The sequence below is a fragment of the Enterococcus sp. C46 genome (genome assembly GCF_040887565.1).
GTDB lineage: Bacteria > Bacillota > Bacilli > Lactobacillales > Enterococcaceae > Enterococcus_B > Enterococcus_B lactis.
In genome coordinates, this window is sequence record NZ_JBFOGA010000002.1 from 430492 (window position 1) to 450838 (window position 20347).

General features: G+C 39.4%; 15 protein-coding genes. 8 read left to right on the plus strand and 7 right to left on the minus strand.

Annotated features, from left to right (window positions below; all coding sequences use genetic code 11):
- Positions 1–181 precede the first annotated feature (181 nt).
- The 3 genes from tyrP to AB3I27_RS05290 all read left to right on the plus strand — a co-directional run bounded on the left by tyrP (position 182) and on the right by AB3I27_RS05290 (position 3918).
- Positions 182–1603 (plus strand): tyrosine-tyramine antiporter, encoded by a 1422-nt coding sequence (gene tyrP / locus AB3I27_RS05280; protein ID WP_002286392.1) that lies wholly within the window; start codon positions 182–184, stop codon positions 1601–1603.
- A 108-nt stretch (positions 1604–1711) separates the two neighbouring features.
- Positions 1712–3079, plus strand: coding sequence for a Na+/H+ antiporter NhaC (gene nhaC, locus AB3I27_RS05285; protein WP_002310724.1), 1368 nt, complete (start codon positions 1712–1714; stop codon positions 3077–3079).
- A 242-nt stretch (positions 3080–3321) separates the two neighbouring features.
- The gene (locus AB3I27_RS05290) at positions 3322–3918 is read left to right on the plus strand and encodes a hypothetical protein (RefSeq protein WP_021465269.1); all 597 of its coding nucleotides are present in this window, start codon (positions 3322–3324) and stop codon (positions 3916–3918) included.
- Here the strand turns inward: AB3I27_RS05290 and AB3I27_RS05295 are convergent.
- The 5 genes from AB3I27_RS05295 to AB3I27_RS05315 all read right to left on the minus strand — a co-directional run bounded on the left by AB3I27_RS05295 (position 3904) and on the right by AB3I27_RS05315 (position 11240).
- The gene (locus AB3I27_RS05295; RefSeq protein ID WP_368022917.1) at positions 3904–5925 is read right to left on the minus strand and encodes an RNase A-like domain-containing protein; all 2022 of its coding nucleotides are present in this window, start codon (positions 5923–5925) and stop codon (positions 3904–3906) included. The two genes, AB3I27_RS05290 and AB3I27_RS05295, sit on opposite strands and share 15 nt — an antisense overlap.
- Positions 5926–6240: 315 nt before the next feature.
- Positions 6241–7266, minus strand: coding sequence for a LacI family DNA-binding transcriptional regulator (locus tag AB3I27_RS05300; protein ID WP_010731896.1), 1026 nt, complete (start codon positions 7264–7266; stop codon positions 6241–6243).
- A 21-nt stretch (positions 7267–7287) separates the two neighbouring features.
- Positions 7288–8295, minus strand: a complete 1008-nt coding sequence (locus AB3I27_RS05305; RefSeq protein ID WP_104760310.1) for an aldose epimerase family protein — start codon at positions 8293–8295, stop codon at positions 7288–7290.
- Positions 8288–8953: a beta-phosphoglucomutase gene (gene pgmB, locus AB3I27_RS05310; RefSeq protein ID WP_047927984.1), complete on the minus strand. Its 666-nt coding sequence runs from the start codon at positions 8951–8953 to the stop codon at positions 8288–8290. The genes AB3I27_RS05305 and pgmB overlap by 8 nt, the downstream gene beginning before the upstream one ends.
- On the minus strand, positions 8946–11240 hold the full coding sequence (locus AB3I27_RS05315; protein WP_047927983.1) for a glycoside hydrolase family 65 protein: 2295 nt from the start codon (positions 11238–11240) through the stop codon (positions 8946–8948). The genes pgmB and AB3I27_RS05315 overlap by 8 nt, the downstream gene beginning before the upstream one ends.
- Positions 11241–11498: 258 nt before the next feature.
- Here AB3I27_RS05315 and AB3I27_RS05320 point away from each other — a divergent pair, with 258 nt between their 5' ends.
- Together AB3I27_RS05320 and AB3I27_RS05325 are read left to right on the plus strand one after the other, a co-directional pair.
- A complete protein-coding gene (locus tag AB3I27_RS05320) occupies positions 11499–13664 on the plus strand; it encodes a PTS transporter subunit IIBC (RefSeq protein WP_002310738.1) in 2166 nt (721 codons plus the stop codon).
- A gap of 188 nt (positions 13665–13852) precedes the next feature.
- The gene (locus AB3I27_RS05325) at positions 13853–14683 is read left to right on the plus strand and encodes an endonuclease/exonuclease/phosphatase family protein (protein WP_104760309.1); all 831 of its coding nucleotides are present in this window, start codon (positions 13853–13855) and stop codon (positions 14681–14683) included.
- 101 nt (positions 14684–14784) lie between these two features.
- On the opposite strand, the gene AB3I27_RS05330 is transcribed toward AB3I27_RS05325, so the two are convergent.
- Complete coding sequence (locus tag AB3I27_RS05330) at positions 14785–16485, minus strand: hypothetical protein (RefSeq protein WP_002316660.1); 1701 nt, start codon at positions 16483–16485, stop codon at positions 14785–14787.
- 503 nt (positions 16486–16988) lie between these two features.
- On the opposite strand from AB3I27_RS05330, the gene AB3I27_RS05335 reads away from it, so the two are divergent.
- Positions 16989–18149, plus strand: coding sequence for a class C sortase (locus AB3I27_RS05335; protein ID WP_002314050.1), 1161 nt, complete (start codon positions 16989–16991; stop codon positions 18147–18149).
- 15 nt (positions 18150–18164) lie between these two features.
- Entirely contained in the window at positions 18165–18608 is a 444-nt protein-coding gene (locus AB3I27_RS05340) for a GNAT family N-acetyltransferase (RefSeq protein WP_002310743.1), read from the plus strand.
- Between the two features lie 485 nt (positions 18609–19093).
- On the opposite strand, the gene AB3I27_RS05345 is transcribed toward AB3I27_RS05340, so the two are convergent.
- On the minus strand, positions 19094–19624 hold the full coding sequence (locus AB3I27_RS05345) for a phenolic acid decarboxylase (RefSeq protein WP_002314051.1): 531 nt from the start codon (positions 19622–19624) through the stop codon (positions 19094–19096).
- 104 nt (positions 19625–19728) lie between these two features.
- On the opposite strand from AB3I27_RS05345, the gene AB3I27_RS05350 reads away from it, so the two are divergent.
- Complete coding sequence (locus AB3I27_RS05350; protein WP_002293202.1) at positions 19729–20283, plus strand: PadR family transcriptional regulator; 555 nt, start codon at positions 19729–19731, stop codon at positions 20281–20283.
- Positions 20284–20347: the final 64 nt, after the last annotated feature.

Consider the following 20347-nt stretch of genomic DNA (forward strand, 5'->3'; position numbering starts at 1 on the left):
TGAAGAGCAAGGGGTGACCTAAGCTCTTCGATCCCTTTGTTTTGAGGTTGTCTTTGAAGAGCTCCTTCAAGCAATAGACTCAAAGAATCCCCTCAAATATTCGCTGAATTGTTTCGTTTATTGCTGAAACTACTTCAAAGACACCGTTATTTTATCCAAAAAATCAAGGAGAGTGTCAACGGTGAGTAAATCTGAAGTAAGTAAAATGGGTCTTGGGACCTTTATCGGTCTGACAATGGCACTGTGTGCAACGGTTCGGAGTATTCCTACGTTAGCCGCAGTCGGTTGGACATTGATTTTTTATTCAATTTTTGCAGTTTTGTTTTTTGCCGGTCCGATATCAATGGTTTCCGGTGAACTTTCAACGATGCTTCCTCAAGAAGGCGGTCCTCAGTTATGGGTAAAAACAGCACTGGGCAGCAAATGGGGATTTGTCGTTGCATGGCTATTATGGGTGCAAATGTTCCCAGGTATGGTAATGGTCGCTTCTACTTTAGGACCATTGTTAGGAAACACATTTGGTAATGTAGAACTTGGCAATAATCATTGGTTCGTTTTAGGTTGTATTTTAGTTATTTACTGGATCATCACGATCTTGAACTTGAAATTCGATATGGCAAAAGTCGGCGGGAACATCGGTGTATGGCTAGGGGTATATATCCCAGTAGTCATCATGTTCGTTTTAGGTGTTTTGGCAGCCTTCAAAGTCGGACTAGTCTCAAACGGCTATCTAGGTGACTTTTCATGGTCAAAAGCTTTCCCTGACTTGGAACATATTGATTCATTGAAATACTTAGCTGGTATCACATTTATTTTTGTTGGGATCGAAATGAGTTCTGTTTACATGCCTCGTTTGAAAGACGCAACAAAAAATTATACAAAAGGCGTATTTATCGCTTTGATCGGATTAGTTTTATTGAATGTCATCAATGCGATGCTTGTTGCCAATGTCGTACCAGATGGAAAAATGGAATTAGCAAATATCACGCAGCCAATCTTGATTGATTGCCAAATCCTAGGCTTACCAGAAGTGATCGGAAATATCTTCAGCTTCATGGTATTTATTGGTGTGCTTTTACAATTATCAGCTTGGGTTACTGGACCATCAAAAACAATCATCCAAGTAGCTCGTGAAGGATTCCTTCCACCAAAATTCGGATTCCATAAAGAAAACAAATACGGCGTATCTAGAAATGTCGTTCTAACACAATCAATCGTTATTTCATTATTTGCTTTGCTTTATGGTGTAATGGATGACGTAAGTGCTGTATTCTTGACACTTACAAATGCTACAACTGTTATTTATTGTATCGTGTACATTTTGATTGCTGTTTCATTGCTTAAAATGCGTAAGAAACATCCAGAATTCGAACGCCCTTACCGAATTGGTAAAAACGGAAACGGCTTAGCTTGGGTAGTCAGCTGCATGCTGATCTTCTCTATCATCGTTGTCGTATTTGCTACATTAGGTACAGCGACATTGAGTGATGCATTATTAGTAGCAGCTATCACAGTGGTCATGTTCGTTATTCCATTGATCATCAATCACTTCAAGAAAGATTCTTGGGGGATTGAGGTAGAAAAAAGTTTAGAAGAAAAATAAAAAAATAAGTCTTTCAGCCGACGATCTGTCGCTGATTTAGTAGGAGGTCCTGCCAAGTGAATAGTTTTTTCATGGCAGGGCCTTTTCATTTGAAATAGGAGATCGACGATGAATAAAAATATTTCTTTAAAAGAAAGTATCGCTGTATTGATCGTGTTGTTGGCACTCCTAGGAGTACTGATCATCGGATTCCAACTCTCGCCACATATCCCGATCCTTGCAGCTTTCATGTGCTTGTTGTTTTATGGCAGATTTAAAAAGTTCTCATGGGATGAGATCCATGACGGGATCGTCAAAGGAATCACTCCGGGGATCATCCCAATCCTGATTTTTCTTTTGATTGGCGTCTTGGTTGCCTCTTGGATTCTATCTGGAACCATCCCTACGATCATGGTTTATGGTTTCAAACTTGTCTCTGTACGTTTCTTTTTGCCGACAGCATTTCTTGTTTGTGCAATTGTCGGAGTGACAGTCGGCAGTTCATTTACAACGATTTCGACGATTGGGATTGCTTTTTTGGGAATCGGACATTTGCTTGGATTCAACGATGCAATGACTACAGGTGCGGTCGTTTCTGGTGCATTTTTAGGGAATAACTGCTCGCCTTTATCGGATACGACGAACTTGGCAGCTGGTATCGGTGGAGTCAATCTATTCGAACATATCGCTGGTATGCGTTATACGGATTTTCCGGCATTCGTCCTTTCGTTGCTTTTTTATACGATATTAGGACAGAACAGTCATTCAGCCGACCTAGCCAGTATCAATGAAATGATCCAAAATATGAAAGCAAGCTTTTGGATCTCTCCTTGGACATTGATTCCGTTAGTTATTTTATTTGGCGGGGCAATCAAAAAAATTCCAGCTATCCCTACATTATTAGCAGGATCGACAGCCGCCCTCGTTCTTTCCTTTATCCATGAGAAAAGTTTGACAATTGGAAAAGCAGCAGACATCTTGATGAATGGTTATGTCGCGCATACACCTGATCCTAAGCTAGATGAACTGCTTTCTCGAGGCGGTATCATGAGTATGTTGGGCTCAGCCAGTTTGATTTTACTGGCATTGGCATTAGGTGGTTTATTGATCAAATATTTGATTGTTGAGACCATCGTGCAAGAATTAAAAGAAAAGATGGATCGACCTTCTCGTTTAGTCGGGTTTACTGCCTTGAGTTGTATCGGAGTCAATCTGATCGTTGGAGAGCAGTACTTGTCCATCATTCTTCCAGGAGAAACATTCAAACGCTCCTTTGATGAGGTTGGCTTATCAAAAAACTATTTGACACGGACGCTAGCAGATTCAGGAGCAACCGTCAATTCTCTTGTACCGTGGGGAGTTAGCGGCACATTCATTATGGGGACGATGAAAGTTAGCGCGTTGCATTACTTGCCATTCGCTTTTTTCTCGATCCTTGCTCCTGTCTTTACAATAATAGGCGGTTTTTTATTGAATCGCCGACATGTGAAAAATTGAAGAAAAGATCAAAAGGTTGTGACTATTTTTGTCACAGCCTTTTTTGCGAAACTGGCGATTTATACGATTGAAAACTATCTTTTCTTCAAAAAGAAATAATAGGAATAGAAGCTTTGATAGTTGCGATAAAATAAAAATGGATAGATAAAATTCGAGAGAAACATGTATTGACGTAGCAGATGAAAGGGGTAGATTTGTTAGTGTATCAGGAGTGCCGTTAGAAGAACAAAAGGAGAGAAAAGATGGAATTATTAGAAAAAGAAAGTATTGATTTTTATTTGGAGCGTGCTTGGACTGTGTTACGGTATGCTTTTTTCAAGGAAGAAGAATATGACGGGCTAAATAGTCATCAGGAGGCAGTTTTAGAATTTCTCAATTACTCAAGCAGATTGTGTGCTGGTTGGTCATGGCGAATCAAAGAAGGGCTTATAGTTTCTAAAAAAATATATACACAGAAACTTTACGAATTCAGAGAAGAAAAAATCAACTATACGGATATCCAATTTTTTGACAAGATGAAAAAGTATCCTATTTATGTGAATAAAGAAATGATGAAGGCGGAAAGGATCACACCTGAATCATTCTGGGCAGAAGATAGTATTTATCGGGCTTCTTTTCTTGAAGCAACTCAAGGAGCAGAAGGAACGGAGGAAGAATTTAACCAGTTGAATGATCGTCTTTTCCCAGATAAAGATCATCTGCATATTTACCTTTGGAATAATGAATTTACGAATTATTATAATAATGGTCGTTATTGGGATGGTGCTTATGTGTGGTCAGTGTATGACGAAAAGAGAAAGCGATTCACTGTTTTTGATGCTAGTTTAGTGATGATTTGATTTTTTCAGGCTAAAAATAAATAAAAATTTTGAAGAGGAAGGAGCCGCCCTTGGCGGCTCCTCTTTTACAGTTCTTCGTAAGTCAGGATAAGCGGTTAGGATATAATACTTTCGTTTTTTCCATACGATGTTGGGCATTCTTTGAATAACTACTTTAGCGTAATAGATCGAGTCGTATTGAATATAGTTGTCAAGGTTTAATCTATAAAATCCCCACCCTAATGTCTTTCCAAGAGCAATCGATTTATACGATCGATAGATTACACGATTACCATCTTGTAAAGAACAATCACCTAGAGGTAACTTGATCGTACCCTCTAAGTATTTTTTATTGGCAGTATAGATCGCGCAGTTGATAAATATCAAAGCTTGTTCCGTAGTATGGAAGGCAGCGGAATAGGTTATTTCTTTTAATCGGGCTTGTAGGGCATCCGCAGTCTGTCCCACATGCCGTTCCATCGTATGCCCTTTCCCGCCGTCTGCATACCATTCGTCATAGTACAAATCAAGAGGGGAATACCATTCGAATTCATCGTCATCATCGTCATCCCCTTTGAAGTTTTTGATTGCTTCAAGGACGCGAGCTAGACTCAACGCATTCCATGCAGCGCCCATTGCGCCTTCAACTAATGTTTTACCTGTTCCATCTTCTACGATGTCTCCAGTTTCTTCATCTAATACACCTCTTCGCCCATCGATCGTGATCGAGTCATCTATTGGGATGGCTGCTTCACTGTAAGCAAAATCGATCGCCCCCCACTGGTATTCTGGAACGGCTACTCGAGTGTCAGCGTACACGAACTTTCCTGTTGCATCAAGGACAACCGTTTGTCCGTATAAGGTAGCGATTATACCAGAAGGATCGAAGCTCAATCCGTTTTCAGTCGGTGCCAAGACTTCCGCTAAGTTCTTTTGTATATCGGCAGTGCGTGTATGATAGGCTTGCGCCATTTGCTGAGCCGTCTGGACAGCGACTTCTCTTGAGGGTGTTTCGATCACCCCAAATTCAAAAGTGGTGTTTTGCTGGATGTATTCCAGAAAGTCTTCTTGAGTCGCGATCTGGCTCATCAAGACAGACATCGGGACACTTAATTCGACTTCATGGACAAAGGAACCGTGACTACCCCGATGGCCATAATTGTGACCGGAGATCGTTAGTAATGTTGTATCACTGCCGACTCGAGTTTCCATGACACGAACCATTTCCAGTAAGAAGAATTGATCTTCGATGAACATTCGATCAGCTACCGAGGCATCACGTCCGATCACGCCAGTCCGAGCCGTTTCAGTAGAAAGAGAACCATAAGAGATCAGTTTACGAAAAGCCGGATGGTCATTGATCGAAAAGCGATAAGCACTATGATCCGTTGTTCCTGTCAAATATTCCCGCATCAATGCATGACTGGTCACGTCTTGCGCGTATCTTTTTTGCAGACCTTGCGAGAAATTATAGGTACTAGTAGTAGAATCAATTCCCGAAGTGGCAAAAGCGGCCAATTCTTGTTGCAGGGCAGGATTATTGGAAGATAATTCATACAAGCTCGCATTCGTTTTGAGTAAGTCTGCAGTGGCGACGCCTAAGGAGGAACCTAATTGGTAAAAACTATAACCAAGTCCTGCTCCTAGGATAGCAGAAACTACTGCAGCAGAAGCAGGGAGGGAAACCAATGCAGAACTTAATGTAGCACCAACAGCAGAAAAAGGAGAGAGAAAAGAGGAGAAACTGACGCCACCGGTTAAAGGAACCAATGCTGCGTTGTGCGGATCTGGTTCTTGGGTAGTGACAGGGATACGAGAGATAGACGGGAGTTCAGGAACAACTTCGGTCGTCGCATGTTGTTCTGCTTTAATCGTATACGTTTCTTGGGCGTGCGTTTGGACAGGCGTGGCAGCAAATGGCAGAAGTGTCAACACAACAAAAAACAAATGAGTGAGTTTTTTCATGTTTTCTCCTTTCAAGAACACGTGCGGCTGATCGACAAGGGGGTCTTTTGCACCTCCGTTCATTCGTATTCGCTTACACATTTAATTATTCTTGAAAAAACAAAAGAATACAAGGCGTAATAGAAAAAATCAATTTAAAAAAATGTTTTTTATATTATTGGTGTTTCCTTCGTGTATTCTCATGGAAGACAGTAGTTATGTCAAATAATCGTTTGTTTTGGACGCATAATCGTTCGCATAACTGATAAAGAAAAAGAAGGGATAGATTTATTTATTTTAATATTAATGTTATTTAATGTTTTCTTTTCAAACTTATAGAAATAACATATTTTATGTAAAAAACTGACCATAGGATAAATGGTCAGCAAATTCAGTGATTTAACTAAGTTTCGTGCTTTCTAAAGGAACGACTGTCTCTCTTTTGATCAAGCGATGAGGGATGACCAAACGTACGCCGCTACTTAATTCTTCATGAATCAGTTCACGCAGTTTTTGCATAGCGACACGTCCTAATTCGGAGATATCGATATCGATGCTTGTAAGGTAAGGATGTGTCAATGTTGAGAAGATCGAGTTGTTGAAGCTAATGACAGAAAGTGTCTCTGGAATGACATAACCATACATTTGTGCCAACTGCATCGTGCGAAGGGCGAAGATATCGTCAATGACTACCAATGCTGTGGCTTCGTTTTCTTTCAACGTTTTCTCAAAGGTCAGATAATCTTCTGTATGTTCCAGTACTACACTGGAAAACGCAGGAAGATCAGCCATCATCATCGCTTTTTGATAACCGAAATATCGTTCGAAATACAAACTCTCATGAGTCGTATTCGTCACGAATAGGATATTCTTATGTCCGTTCTGAATCAAAAATTCTGTTGCTTGTTTGCCTAGAAGTTGGTTGTCATTATCTACATAAACGATTTCGTTTTCGTGATGATAAGGCTGTCCGATCAAAGTGAAAGGGATATGGTTTTGGTATAAATAATCAATGACAGGGTCTTGACTATCTGAATACACTAGAATAAAACCATCTACTTGTTTTTGTAGATGCATACGCTGGACGTTCTCTAACAGTAAATCAAAATTTTTAGCAGTAGCAATCGCTGTCGTCATATCATAATTCCGCGCTTCTTCGTTGATTGCTTCCATGATCTCAAGATAAAAGGGATTCCCGATCCGCTCTTTTGAATCAAGAGGAGGTAAGATCACGCCGATGGCACTGGAAATGCGTTTTCCTAGATTGCGGGCAGTCATGTTAGGAACATAACCTAGTTCATCCATGATTTTTCGGACTTTCTTCTTTGTTGCCTCGGAAATACTAGGATGATCATTGATAACACGAGAGACGGTCGAGGTAGCAACACCGGCTTTTTTCGCCACATCTTTTACGGTAATAGCCATGATAAAAACACCTTTCTCTTGTTATTGTGCAGAGAACCGATAAATCGTCTGACTGATCCGTTCTTGACCAGGATAGAGGTTGATCGATCCAAAGTTGGGGAAATGAACGATATCAGGGATTTCTTGCGGTTCGATTGCTAATCCGTAGTTTGAATGCATCTGTTTTCCGTTGACAGAGAAATCAGCTTCAAATCCAGTCGTAGAAAATAATACCATACTTTTATTGGAAGTTGCTATAGTCATTTGACGACCAGAATGCTTCTCGAATAATTGTAAGGAAGTTCTGGAAAGCCTAGGATGATGCAAAAGAAATACATCATCTAGTCCAGCTGGATAACAAGCAAGGATTTCTTGCAGTGTTGGAGATTTTCTAAAGTCGATGGGCAGGTCTTCTTTTTTCGTCCAATTTCCAGTAGGTAGTTTTTCTTGATCTAATTCAAGGATACCATCTAAGAAGACTGTTAACTGATGGTCATAGATGTCTCTTTTTCCATTTCCTGAAAGGTTGAAGTAGGCATGATTGGTCGGATTGCAGATGGTTTCGACCAGGCTACTGGCAGAGGTCGTCATCTCTAACTCGTTTTTTGTCAAACGGTAAGTGATCGTAGCAGTGATTGGTCCTGGATAGGTAGAAAATTCATCTTTTAAGTAAAAGACCACGCCTATTGATGAAGGAGTTTTGAAAACTTCTACTTCCCAATACTGGAAAGACCAGCCTTTCGTGCCACCGTGGATATGGTGTGATCCGCAGTTTTTTTCCAATCTATGCTCACCCCAAGAAGCATCTCGGATCCTTCCAGCTACAGGTCCGACAATTGCGCCAAAAAAGCTTTTATCTGTTAGAACATCTTCGAAACGATCGTAAGACAATAAAATATTTTCTGATTTTCCTTCTTTGTCTGGCGCGAAGATTTGATGCAGGCGGGCACCATAGTTGAGAAGAACGACTTCTAAATAGTCGTTCTTCAACGTGATTTTCTTTATTTCAGTCTCTGGAACTGGTACGACGGAGATTTCTGGATTATCCATGGTCATGCCACTTTTCTTTCAAGTAATCGATCGTAAGAAAAGTCGTATCAGGGACAAGCGGGATCTCCTCTCCAAGGTCTTCAGCACGTCCCACGCCAATTGGTTGAGCACCACTTGAGAGGATGGCTTGGATACCAGCTTGCGCGTCTTCGATCCCGATACATTCTTCTGCTTTTAGTCCGACAGCTTTTGCTGCAAGGAGAAAGATATCTGGCGCAGGTTTTCCGTTTGCTGCTTCTGCCGGGTCGGCAATAGCGTCAAAGTAAGGTGTGAGACCCATTTTTTCAAGTAGGAAAGGCCCATTTTTACTTGCAGAAGCAAGAGCGATCTTGATTTTTTCTTTTTTTAAAGAATCTAGTAAAGGGACGACTCCAGGGAAGACATCTTTTGGTTCGATCGTCTGGATCATCTCTAAATAATAATCATTTTTTCTTTTTGCTAATTCTGCAAATTCTTCCTTTGAAAAAGAGTGTTCTTTTCCGCCATAAGCTAAAAGCAAAGAGAGAGAGTCTTCTCGGCTAACGCCTTTTAGCTGTTCGTTGAATGTACGGTCGATCGTAATGCCGATTTCCTGACCAAGCTTTCGCCAAGCACGATAATGGAATTCGGCAGTATCGGTAATGACGCCGTCTAAATCGAACAATACCCCTTTAAACATTTGCTTCCTCCTTTCTTAGCGTTATTTCTAGGCGATCTTCTAAAGTGTAAGACTGTTCATAGACGAAAAGTTCCAGAGGCATACCTTCTAATAACTCGAAAGTAACTTGTTCGTCTGTAACTGAGATGAATAATAAACGTCCGCGATAATTGATATGGAAAGAATAAGCATTCCAGGTTTTTGGCAGAAATGGTGCGAATTTCAATTGATCATGGGCGGTTTTCATTTGAGCGAATCCTTGGACGATCGACAACCAGCTGCCAGTCATGGAAGTGATGTGCAAGCCGTCTTCTGTGTCGTTATTGTAATTATCCAAATCCAAGCGAGCTGTTCGTTGGTACATTTCTACAGCTTTGTTTTCCATTCCTAATTCTGCTGCTAAAATCGAATGGATACTTGGTGAAAGGGAAGACTCATGGACAGTCATTGGTTCATAGAAATCAAAGTTTTTTTGTTTTTCTTCTTTTGTAAAAGTATCGTTGAAGAAATAAATCCCCTGTAATACATCTGCCTGCTTGATGAAGCAAGATCTAAGGATTTTGTCCCAAGACCAATGCTGGTTCAGAGGAAGATCGCTTGTGGGAATATCGGATACAGGCATGAGATCTTTATCTAAGAATGTGTCATGCTGGACAAAGATCCCCAATTCTTCGTCCACTGGGAAGTACATGTTCTCTGCGATATCTTTCCATTTGGCTAGTTCTTCTTCGCTGATAGTGATAGCAGCTTCTTTTTGATAAGTTAAATAATTTTCTCGCGTGTAACGCAAGACCCAAGCTGCGATCGTATTTGTATACCAATTGTTATTGATGTTGTTTTCATATTCATTTGGTCCAGTCACTCCGTGGATCATGTATTTATTTGCTCGTTTTGAAAAATGGACACGGTCTGCCCAGAAGCGGGCGATTTCTGCTAAAACTTCTAGACCTTCATTTTTCAAATATTCTGTATCACCGGTGTAATTCGTGTAATTGTAGATTGCATAGGCGATTGCACCATTTCGGTGAATCTCCTCGAAAGTGATTTCCCACTCGTTATGACATTCGACGCCAGTGAAGGTGACCATAGGATAAAGCGCGCCTTTTAATCCTTGCTGCTGAGCGTTGTGGATCGCTTGCGGCAGCTGGTTATGCCGGTATTTCAGAAGATTCTTAGTTACTTCGGGTTTGGCTAAAGCGAGATAAAGAGGGACTGCATACGCTTCTGTATCCCAGTAAGTGGCACCGCCGTATTTTTCTCCTGTGAATCCTTTGGGTCCAATATTCAATCGTTCATCTTCGCCGTAGTAAGTAGAGAATAGTTGGAACAAATTGAAGCGAATACCTTGCTGTGCTTCTTCGTCTCCTTCGATGACCACATCGGCAAGCTTCCATCGTTCTGCCCAAGCCGCTGTTTGTTCTTCTTTTGCTTGGATATAATTGTTTGTCTGATTTGCTAATTCTGAGAGGGCTTTTTCTGCTTGCTGCGCTTCTGGGATATCTCGACTAGTAAGAACGATGATTTCTTTCTCTACTGTCCATGTCTCGCCTTGAGATAATTCAGCAGACAGGCAACCATGTAAGGCTAAAGTATCTTCGTGATAGTCAGGAACGACTGCTTTTCCGTTAACGAAATGACGCATTGCTGCAGTAACAGTGAATTGTTCGATCCCAAAGTTATTTGGAATAGTTTTAGTTGTCAAATAGCCGATTTCTTCTATGGTTCCACGATCGATCTCATTCCAAAAATGTTCATCATAGTTGCTGTCTTCGTTTTGGACATTTCCATCCAATTTCGATACGAGGTCGACTGTTCCATTACCTTCAAGCATTTCTATAGTCAAATGGATGTAAGCTGCTTCTTTTTTGATAATGCTCAAAAAACGTTCAAATGAAATACGTACTTTATTAGTAGAAGTAGTGATTGTGAATGTACGAGATAGCACACCGTTTTTCATATCTAGTTCCCAATAAAAATCTTCTGGTTCCAAAGAAGCCAAGTCGATCAGTTGATCGTTGATCGAAATATCTATTGCGATAAAGTTCAAGGCATTGATCACTTTTCCAAAGTACTCTGGATAACCGTTTTTCCACCAGCCGACACGTGTCTTATCAGGATACCAGACACCTGCCAAATAAGTACCTTGATGGTGATCCCCTGAGTAAGTTTCCTCAAAGTTCCCACGCATCCCCATATAACCGTTTCCAATACTTGTCAGAGATTCTTGCAGTCGAAGATTTTTTTTATCTAATTGGGTCGTGCTGATTTTCCATGGATCAATAGCAAATAGTCGTTTGATCTGTTTCATTGTTCTCCTCCTAATGAGCTGTTTTATACGTTCATAATAAACGCAACCGATTGCGCAAGTCAATAGACAATAAGAAATATTTCAAAGAAAAAAGCATAAAAATAAATTTTTTTCGAGCTATTTATAGAAGGAAACTTATGTACTATAGGTTTTGAAGAATGGTATAGACAGAAGAATGAAAAATAAAGCATTTACAAAAAAGAAAACGTACGCTATAATACATTTAACGAAACCGATTGCGTAAAGGAGCTAAACGGAATGAAAAAGATATTTAGTTTTGAGTTTTGGCAAAAATTTGGAAAGGCTTTAATGGTTGTGGTGGCAGTGATGCCGGCAGCTGGATTGATGATCAGTATAGGGAAATCAATTCCTTTGATCAATCCTGAGTGGACGCCGCTTGTTACAACGGGCGGAGTAATAGAAAATATTGGTTGGGCAATTATTGGTAATCTTCATATTTTATTTGCTTTAGCAATAGGAGGAAGTTGGGCAAAAGAACGAGCAGGTGGGGCATTTGCTGCTGGGATCTCATTTATTCTGATCAATCGGATCACTGGGGCCATCTTTGGTGTCACAAGCGACATGCTTGCGAATGAAGACGCGTTTACTCACACTCTTTTCGGTACGAAGATTATGGTTAAAGGGTTCTTTACAAGTGTGTTGGAAGCACCAGCTTTGAATATGGGTGTATTTGTAGGGATCATCGCTGGTTTTGTCGGGGCAATGGCTTATAATAAGTACTATAATTATAGAAAATTGCCGGATGCTTTGTCTTTCTTCAATGGAAAGCGCTTTGTTCCGTTTGTCGTTATCTTATGGTCAACGATTGTGGCATTGATTCTTGCTGTTGTGTGGCCAAACGTACAGGCCGGAATCAATAATTTTGGTTTATGGATTGCAGAATCCCAGGAAAGCGCACCGATTCTAGCACCGTTTTTATTTGGTACATTGGAACGTTTGCTATTACCGTTCGGATTGCATCATATGCTGACGATTCCTATCAACTATACACAGCTTGGCGGATCGTACGAGATTCTATCAGGTGCACAGGCAGGAACACAAGTTTTTGGACAAGATCCGTTATGGTTAGCTTGGGCCACTGATTTAGTGAATCTTAGAGGTGCAGGGGATATGGCGCAATATGAATTTGTGCTGCATAACTGGACACCGGCCCGTTTCAAAGTAGGACAAATGATTGGTTCTTCGGGTATTTTGATGGGGATGGCATTTGCGATGTACCGTAATGTCGATCCTGATAAGAAAGCAAGATATAAATCAATGTATTTTTCAGCAGCGTTAGCTGTCTTTCTAACAGGTGTAACAGAACCATTGGAGTTCATGTTCATGTTTGCGGCTGTACCATTATATGCCATTTATTCAGTCATTCAGGGAGTGGCATTTGCAATGGCAGACATTTTACCATTGCGGGTCCATTCATTTGGAAATATCGAATTGCTGACGCGGACACCGTTAGCTATCAAAGCGGGTCTAGGTGCAGATCTTATCAACTTCGTGTTATGTGTAATCGTTTTTGGTGTTGTTACTTATTTCTTAGCAAATTTCTTAATCAAAAAATTCAACTTTGCTACACCTGGGCGTAACGGAAATTATGACAATGACAGTGAAGAAACCACTGTATCTAACAGTGGAACAGGAACAGCAGATCAGCAAGTGGTCCAGATCATTCATTTGTTGGGCGGAAAAGAAAATATCAAAGATGTCGATGCCTGTATGACTCGTTTACGTGTAAGTGTAAACGATCGGGAAAAAGTTGGGACTGAAGAAGCCTGGAAACGAGCAGGAGCAATGGGGCTAATCGTCAAAGACAATGGAGTCCAAGCAGTTTATGGACCAAAAGCAGATGTCTTGAAATCAGATATCGAAGATTTGTTGCAATCAGGAGCAGAGATTCCAGAGCCGCAAATGGTTTCTACAGGAAATGGACAAGCAGATAGTAAGCATTACTTAGGTATAGAACAAGAACTAGTTTCCGCAGCTTCTGGGGAAGTGATTCCATTAGCTGAAGTAAAAGATCCAGTATTCTCACAAAAAATGATGGGTGATGGCTTTGCTGTTATTCCAACGTCAAGAGAAGTTGTTGCGCCGATCGCTGGAAAAGTTACAAGTATTTTCCCTAGCAAACATGCAATTGGGCTAGAAACGAAAGATGGCGTCGAAGTTTTGATCCATATGGGGATTGATACAGTCCAAATGAATCAGTCAGCTTTTGAGATTGCTGTCAAAGAAGGACAAGAAGTAGGAACAGGAACGAAATTAGCTGAGATGAATCTTGAGGTGATCCAAAACGAAGAAAAAGATCCAACGATCATGATCGTATTTACGAATGATAAAGTGGAAGAAGTAGTGATCAAGCAAGTAGGGACAGTGGCAGCTGGTAAAGTGATCGGCTCCATTAAAATATAAGGGGAGGTTGTGAAATCAGCGCCCTGACCTGAGTATTAGAGAGGCAAAACGGAAAAATAGCTCCTCATATTTTGTCGTTTTTGAGCTAATACCGAAGGTCAGCTGATTGAACACTGTTTACTGGGGAGGTTGTGACAAAATTTTGTCACAACCCCTTTTGTTTCGAAATGAAAAGAAGGAGAAGAACCATGAAATTCATGACATTGAACACACATAGCTGGCTTGAGCCAGAACCAGAGAAAAAATTACAGGAATTAGCAGAGAAGATCCTGTTAGAAGATTATGAAGTGATCGCTTTACAAGAAATCAACCAATTGCTGGAATCTGAAGAAGCAGACCCTGCAAAACTAATGAAGTTCTGTCCAGTAGAGAATCAAGTTCCTATCCGCAAAGATAATTTTGCCTACTGTTTAGTCCAGCTTTTAAAAGAACAAGGAAAAGAGTATTTTTGGAGTTGGGAAATGAGCCACATCGGTTATGATAAATATGAAGAAGGAAATGCGCTGCTTACGAAAAGACCATTGGAAAGTCAGGTCCTCACCGTCTCCGAATCTCAAAAGAAAGAAGATTATCGGACGCGCAAGATCTTGATTGGAAAAACAAAGATAGATGATCAAGATATTTTTGTCTCTAGCTGCCACTTTTCTTGGTGGATAGATAAAAAAAGCGGCTTTTATTTTGAGTGGAAAAACTTGGAAAACTACTTTTTTGAAACACGCGCACCACTTTTTTTCCTAGGTGATTTCAATAATCCAGCAGATTCTGAAGGTTATCATATAGTAAAGGAAAGTGGTCTTCTTCTTCAAGATTCGTATGTTATCGCGAATGAAAAAGGCAAGGCTGCTACTGTGGAAAAGAAGATTGATGGTTGGGAACAAAATACAGAAAAATTGCGTATAGATTTCATTTTTGTCCCTGAAGGAGTACAAGTAAAAAAATATCAACGGATTTTTGACGGGATCGATAGCCCAATCATCAGTGATCACTATGGGGCTGAAATCGAAATAGATGGACGATGAACGAACAAAAATATGACACAAAAAAACTAAACAAAATAAAACTCTCCGATCGATCCTACCGTTCGGAGAGTTTTTTTGATTGGATGTATCATCCGTTTTGACTAAGCATGTAGATGCTTGTATCTATGATAAATAAATAAGCACAGCAAGGTAAACCAGCCAATCAAAGTAAGAGAAAGAATGAAATAGAAATAGATTGGCGTTCGATAGTGAAGCGTGAGCTCGTTGATCCCTTTTTGCTGATTCACAATTGGGGTCCCGATATCCGTTAATTCATAATCAGTCAATGTTTTTCCATTTTGCTGTAGTACAGTCCGATCATAAACGATAACAGGGATATGAACCGTTTTGTCCCCAGTATTTTTCCACTTGATTGTCAAAAGACCGCCTGGATGTGTTTTTATGAAAGTTGTTTCGTTTTCTAATATTTCTTCGTTATATCGGTCGTATTTGTTGTCTTTTGTCTCCTTATAGATTGGGAGATAGTCAGGGGTGGTTTTTTGGAAAACGAATAAGCTGGTAGACATATCTTTACTGAAGAATGTTTTCCTTGCTTCTTCCGGTGTATCGAAGAGATAAGTATGTCGACTGACAAATGTTTCATTCTCCCACTTTTCTAGATGCTGGTATAAGTTTTGGATCGTCTGTGCAGAAAAAATAAGAATACCCAATATACCTAAAAGACGGAACCACTTTTGCTCAGACCATTGATTTAGTGATAGGGCAAGGTAAAGCAGAAGCAATAGCGTAAATGGGACGAAAAATCGAAATGGAAATTGAATTAAGCTAATAAAAGGTACATTTTTTTCGATCAATGTCGTCCATGGAATCAAGCTAGTAGAAAGAAAAAAGAAAACAAGACTTGTATACAACACGATTTTTTGGAACAAGGTGTTCTTTTGTTGAAAGAAAATAAAAAGCAAAAAACCTGACAATATCAATATCGGAAAGGCTTTAGGGTAATGAAGCCAATAACTGCCATCTAGGTCAATCGCCTTTTGACTCATTTCTCTGTTAACAAAGGGGGGAAGAATCTTATTCCCGCTGTAAACAATAGCTAGTCCTGCCCAAATATTTGCTGTCAGGACAAAATAAAGCAAGACCGACTTGATCAGTTGAAGCAGTGCTTTTCCTTTTTCAGTCTGGTTAAAAAAGTAATAAAGATAAAAAGGAATATACATCAAGGCTAACATGATCGAAGACAGCAGATGAATCTGCGTCATAAGTCCAACTGAGATCGCAACTTTGATCACAGGAAACTTTTTATGAAGGACGAAATCAACAATAGGGATCATGCATAAAGGATAGAAACAAGTCCCCCAACTAGTGAATCCTTGATTGATAGACCAATATTGAATAGAATACGTACTCATGAATAAAACGGCTACTGGTACACTTACCCAGTTCCGAACATTGACATATCTCAGTAAAATCAGCATAGAAAATCCTGAAATAAGATAAAGAATGAAGTTTGAAAGAATCTGATAGTGAAACCAACTACCTGCAAGCAACACGATCAATCCTTGTAAATAAGCAAAAAATGGGCCGTAAACGGCATTAACGATCCTACCGCTTTGCTGGAATCCATAAAGGGAAGGAAAATAATGGAAATCCCCATGTTTGATTTGTTGCGCAGCATCGTAGAACCGATTGTAATGGAAGGGGGCATCAGCACCCAAAATTAGTTTATGTGTGAATAAATGAGGCATGAGAAATACCAAAGCAATGAAAAAAATTGCTAAAAACGGGCCATATTTTTTCAATTGTCGAACTCCTTTGCAAACTTTAGATAAATTCATCATATATCCTATGCGATAGGGAGGCAAGAAATTAGAAAATTCATGAAAATATTTATGAATTTTACAAGAAAAACACAAGTGAAATTTCTAAGGAGAGAGGATGTGACAAAGCCATGTCGCCTCCCTTGTTTTGGGTAATAAGCTCACTAGCCTAGAAAATATGAAAAGCTATTTTCTGACTAGCGCTCTTATTACTCAAAGCATAACGCAGTTTTCACAACCTCTTCCTTAAGCGGTCTTCAAAAGCTTGCATCTGCGGTAATAAGTCCAACCAAACGAAAAATATGAGGAGCTATTTTTGTTTGGTTGTTCTTATGACTTGATGCAGGACAGCTTTTTCACAACCTCTGATTCACGGTGTTCCAGAAGTAGCTTCTTCAGAAATCTCTTCTTATTTCTTGAAGCTAACCACTTCTGTCACAACCTCATCGGCTTTCATTTTCTATTTTTTTCCTGAACCCATATAATAAAAGAAAGAACAAAAAAACTTGCAAGGGAGGAAACATGTGAAGCAGAGAAAGCAAAAACAGTCTCGTCGGCTTTTGTTTCGTTTATTTTTATTGATATGTATCGCCGTAGGGTTATTAATCGCTTTGTATCCATTTTATGTGGATTCTTTAAATAGTCTTATGGATCAAAAACGAATGGAACAAGTACAAAAACGAACCGCAGCCGAAAATGAAGCGCAACGAAAGAAAATGGAGGAGCAAAACCAACGATTAACTGACCAAGGATTCAATCCTGGGGCTGATCCTTTCGATGAACAGAACAGAAATGAAAGCACGACATCCAGCCAATTAGAGGAATGGCTGATCGGAAGTGTCAATATACCTAAAATCCAAATAAGTATTTCACTTTATGACCGGCTTAACGGCATGATTCTTGAGAATGGAGCAGGCGTCTTACAAGGAACTTCTTTCCCACTTGGTGGAAATTCGACGCATTCAGTGATTTCTGCTCACAGCGGGTTACCCAATCGACGATTATTTACCGAGTTAAATCGCTTAGAACACGGAGATACGTTTATTTTGACTGTTTTGGGGGAGAAATTGGCTTATCAAGTTGAAAATATACAAGTGGTACTGCCAGATGACACGTCTGTTCTAACGATTGAAGAAGGAAAAGACTTAGTCACCTTGCTTACATGTACACCATATATGATCAACACGCATCGTTTGCTAGTGACGGGACATCGGATTCCTTATAGTGAATCGGTAAAAAAGGAAGAAGAAAAAGGAAATCAGGAAAGAAATTTGCGACAGTTGCTTATTCTTGCAGGAACGATAATAGCTGTAGTCATACTGTTACTGTTTATTGGTCGATTGATTTATCAGTATCGGTTAAGTAAAAAAGTGCTTGATTTTTCATTTATTATAAGTGATTCAGCAGGAAATCCAGTAAATGGTGGCTCATTTATTTTGAAACATAAGAAAAAAACACTTACTAGAAATGGTGTGCCGTTTTCAGTGCAAAGCGATCATTATGGGAAAGTCAAGCTGGATCAATTGCCTGGTGGGACTTATCGAATCGTATCAGTTGATGATCCTAAAGTCGCTGCATCTTTTGGTATCAGAAAATTAAAACAAGAAAAGATGTACTTTTTTGAGGGGCGAAAACTAGTGAAAGAACTTCAAAAAAATGGTTTTTGGTTTAAACTCAATGACTAAGTAAGGAGAGAAAAAATGATTCGTACAACAACAGAGTTGTCTGCTGAAGAACTGGAAACTGTTCTATCGATTTGGCTGCATGCTAATTTGGATTCTCATGGATTCATCTCACCAACTTATTGGGAGAATCAAGTAGAATCTGTTAGGAAAGCTTTACCAGATGCGGTGATTTACTTAGCAGAAATAGATCAAGAAATCGTCGGTTTTGCTGGGGTGATCGATCAGTTCATCGCAGGAATCTTTGTAAAAAGGGAATACCGGCAACAAAGAATCGGTACGCAACTAATGAAAAAAATAAAAGAAACCAATAAAACATTGACTTTGACAGTTTATCAAAAAAATCAATCAGCTATTCATTTCTATCTTTTACAAGGCTTTACCGTTCAAATACTGCAAAAAGATGAAGCAGTAAATGAGGAGGAGCTTGTGATGCAATGGAATCAAACCACTGATTTTTGATGAACAGAATAACGAAATAATGCTCCCAGCCTATTTTTTTGCTGGGAGCATTATTTCATTTTGAAGTCACTATTTTAACTGTGTGAAGATGCAGTTGTTACAATCTTTGATAAACAGTGTTCAAAAGCTTGCATCTGCGGTAATAAGCCCAACCAAACAAAAAATATGAGGAGCTATTTTTGTTTGGCTGTTCTTATTACTTGATGCAGAACAGCTTTTTCACAACCTCTCCACTAAACAGTGTTCAATCAGCTGACCCTCGGTATTCGCTCAACAAACGGCAAAATATGAGAAACTATTTTTCCGTTTGTTTCTCTAATACTCAGGTCAAAACGCTGATTTCACAACCTCTTGATAAACGGTGTTCAATCAGCTGCTTCTCGGTAATAAGCCCACTAGCCTAGAAAATATGAAAAGCTATTTTCTGACTAGCGTTCTTATTACTCAAAGCGTAACGCCGATTTCACAACCTCTCTTTCACAACCTTATTTTACTCGTTTATAATTTTCATCGAAATATTTTCCGCTACGGATATCATCAGGCATTCCATCATATGGTGCTTCACTAATAACATCTTCATTGTCTATACCTGCATCACCCATATAAGTGATCGTAGCAAATTCAGGAACAAGTAATTTTGGATAAGTTTCATATTTTTCACGAGCTGCTTCCATTTCTGCGATATGTTCATTTTGGAAAGTAACAGTGATTTCTGGATGTTCTTCAACCCATTTAGGGAAAAAGATCATTCCGTGAAGTTTCTTTTCATTTGGCATAAAGTCTAATGCAACGTCTGTCCCTGTTGGTTCTGTCCAAGTAATTTTGAATACGCCATCTGTCAATTTAACGATATCAGCTTCTTGGTCTTTTACCCAACGACCTTTGACCATTCCGCCGTGGATACGGTAATCGACAGTATGGTCATTTTTTGCATACCATTCATATTCCCAACCGTTGTCATACGTATAAATAAAGTGAGTTCCAATAAAATCTTCCAATTCTTTAAATTCTTTCATGTTTAAGCATCTCCCTCTAAATTAAAACATGTAATAAACTACATGTTTTTGGTTACTTGTTTATGATAGAATGGATTTAAAGATTTGTCAAGGAGGAAAAACTGATGGCAAGAAAAAATACACTTCGCTATATTTTATTAGGATTATTAAGTAAGAAGCAGATGACAGGATATGAATTGAATCAATCATTCAAAAATGAAATAGGAGAATTTTGGCAAGCAAAACATAGTCAGATTTATCCTGAGCTGGCAAAAATGGAAGAGCAAGGAATCATTCAGCATCAAGTAGAGATCACAGGCGAAAAATTGGAAAAAAAAGTTTATGAATTAACAGAAGAAGGGAAGGAACAATTAGCAGAGTGGATTCATACACCGACCAATGAACTGCCGGTTAATCGAGACGAATTCGTTTTAAAATTGTATTTCGTCAAAGACGTAAATGATCCGGCATTAGTAGAAATTATCCAGCAGCAACGTGATCTTCATGAAGAAAAACGCCTTCATCTATTAGAGCGGAAAAAAACAATCTTTCCTACAGAAAAAGAAAAACATGAAAATTACGGACATTACTTGATTTTAGCGCATGCGATCAATCGGGAAACAGAATATGCAAGTTGGCTGACAGATGTATTGGAAGAAGAAAACAACCGAAAAAAATAAACTAAAAAATATCCGAACAGTGATGGATGCTTCCTTTCTATATGAAAGAAATGCAGATCACCGT

What these genes read in the sequence shown, in the direction of transcription:
- nhaC (WP_002310724.1), top strand. Translation starts at nt 1,712, where the DNA reads ATGAATAAAAATATTTCTTTAAAAGAAAGTATCGCTGTATTGATCGTG.
- AB3I27_RS05290 (WP_021465269.1), top strand. Translation starts at nt 3,322, where the DNA reads ATGGAATTATTAGAAAAAGAAAGTATTGATTTTTATTTGGAGCGTGCT.
- AB3I27_RS05295 (WP_368022917.1), bottom strand. Translation starts at nt 5,925, where the DNA reads ATGAACGGAGGTGCAAAAGACCCCCTTGTCGATCAGCCGCACGTGTTC.
- AB3I27_RS05300 (WP_010731896.1), bottom strand. Translation starts at nt 7,266, where the DNA reads ATGGCTATTACCGTAAAAGATGTGGCGAAAAAAGCCGGTGTTGCTACC.
- AB3I27_RS05305 (WP_104760310.1), bottom strand. Translation starts at nt 8,295, where the DNA reads ATGGATAATCCAGAAATCTCCGTCGTACCAGTTCCAGAGACTGAAATA.
- pgmB (WP_047927984.1), bottom strand. Translation starts at nt 8,953, where the DNA reads ATGTTTAAAGGGGTATTGTTCGATTTAGACGGCGTCATTACCGATACT.
- AB3I27_RS05315 (WP_047927983.1), bottom strand. Translation starts at nt 11,240, where the DNA reads ATGAAACAGATCAAACGACTATTTGCTATTGATCCATGGAAAATCAGC.
- AB3I27_RS05320 (WP_002310738.1), top strand. Translation starts at nt 11,499, where the DNA reads ATGAAAAAGATATTTAGTTTTGAGTTTTGGCAAAAATTTGGAAAGGCT.
- AB3I27_RS05325 (WP_104760309.1), top strand. Translation starts at nt 13,853, where the DNA reads ATGAAATTCATGACATTGAACACACATAGCTGGCTTGAGCCAGAACCA.
- AB3I27_RS05330 (WP_002316660.1), bottom strand. Translation starts at nt 16,485, where the DNA reads ATGATGAATTTATCTAAAGTTTGCAAAGGAGTTCGACAATTGAAAAAA.
- AB3I27_RS05340 (WP_002310743.1), top strand. Translation starts at nt 18,165, where the DNA reads ATGATTCGTACAACAACAGAGTTGTCTGCTGAAGAACTGGAAACTGTT.
- AB3I27_RS05345 (WP_002314051.1), bottom strand. Translation starts at nt 19,624, where the DNA reads ATGAAAGAATTTAAAGAATTGGAAGATTTTATTGGAACTCACTTTATT.
- AB3I27_RS05350 (WP_002293202.1), top strand. Translation starts at nt 19,729, where the DNA reads ATGGCAAGAAAAAATACACTTCGCTATATTTTATTAGGATTATTAAGT.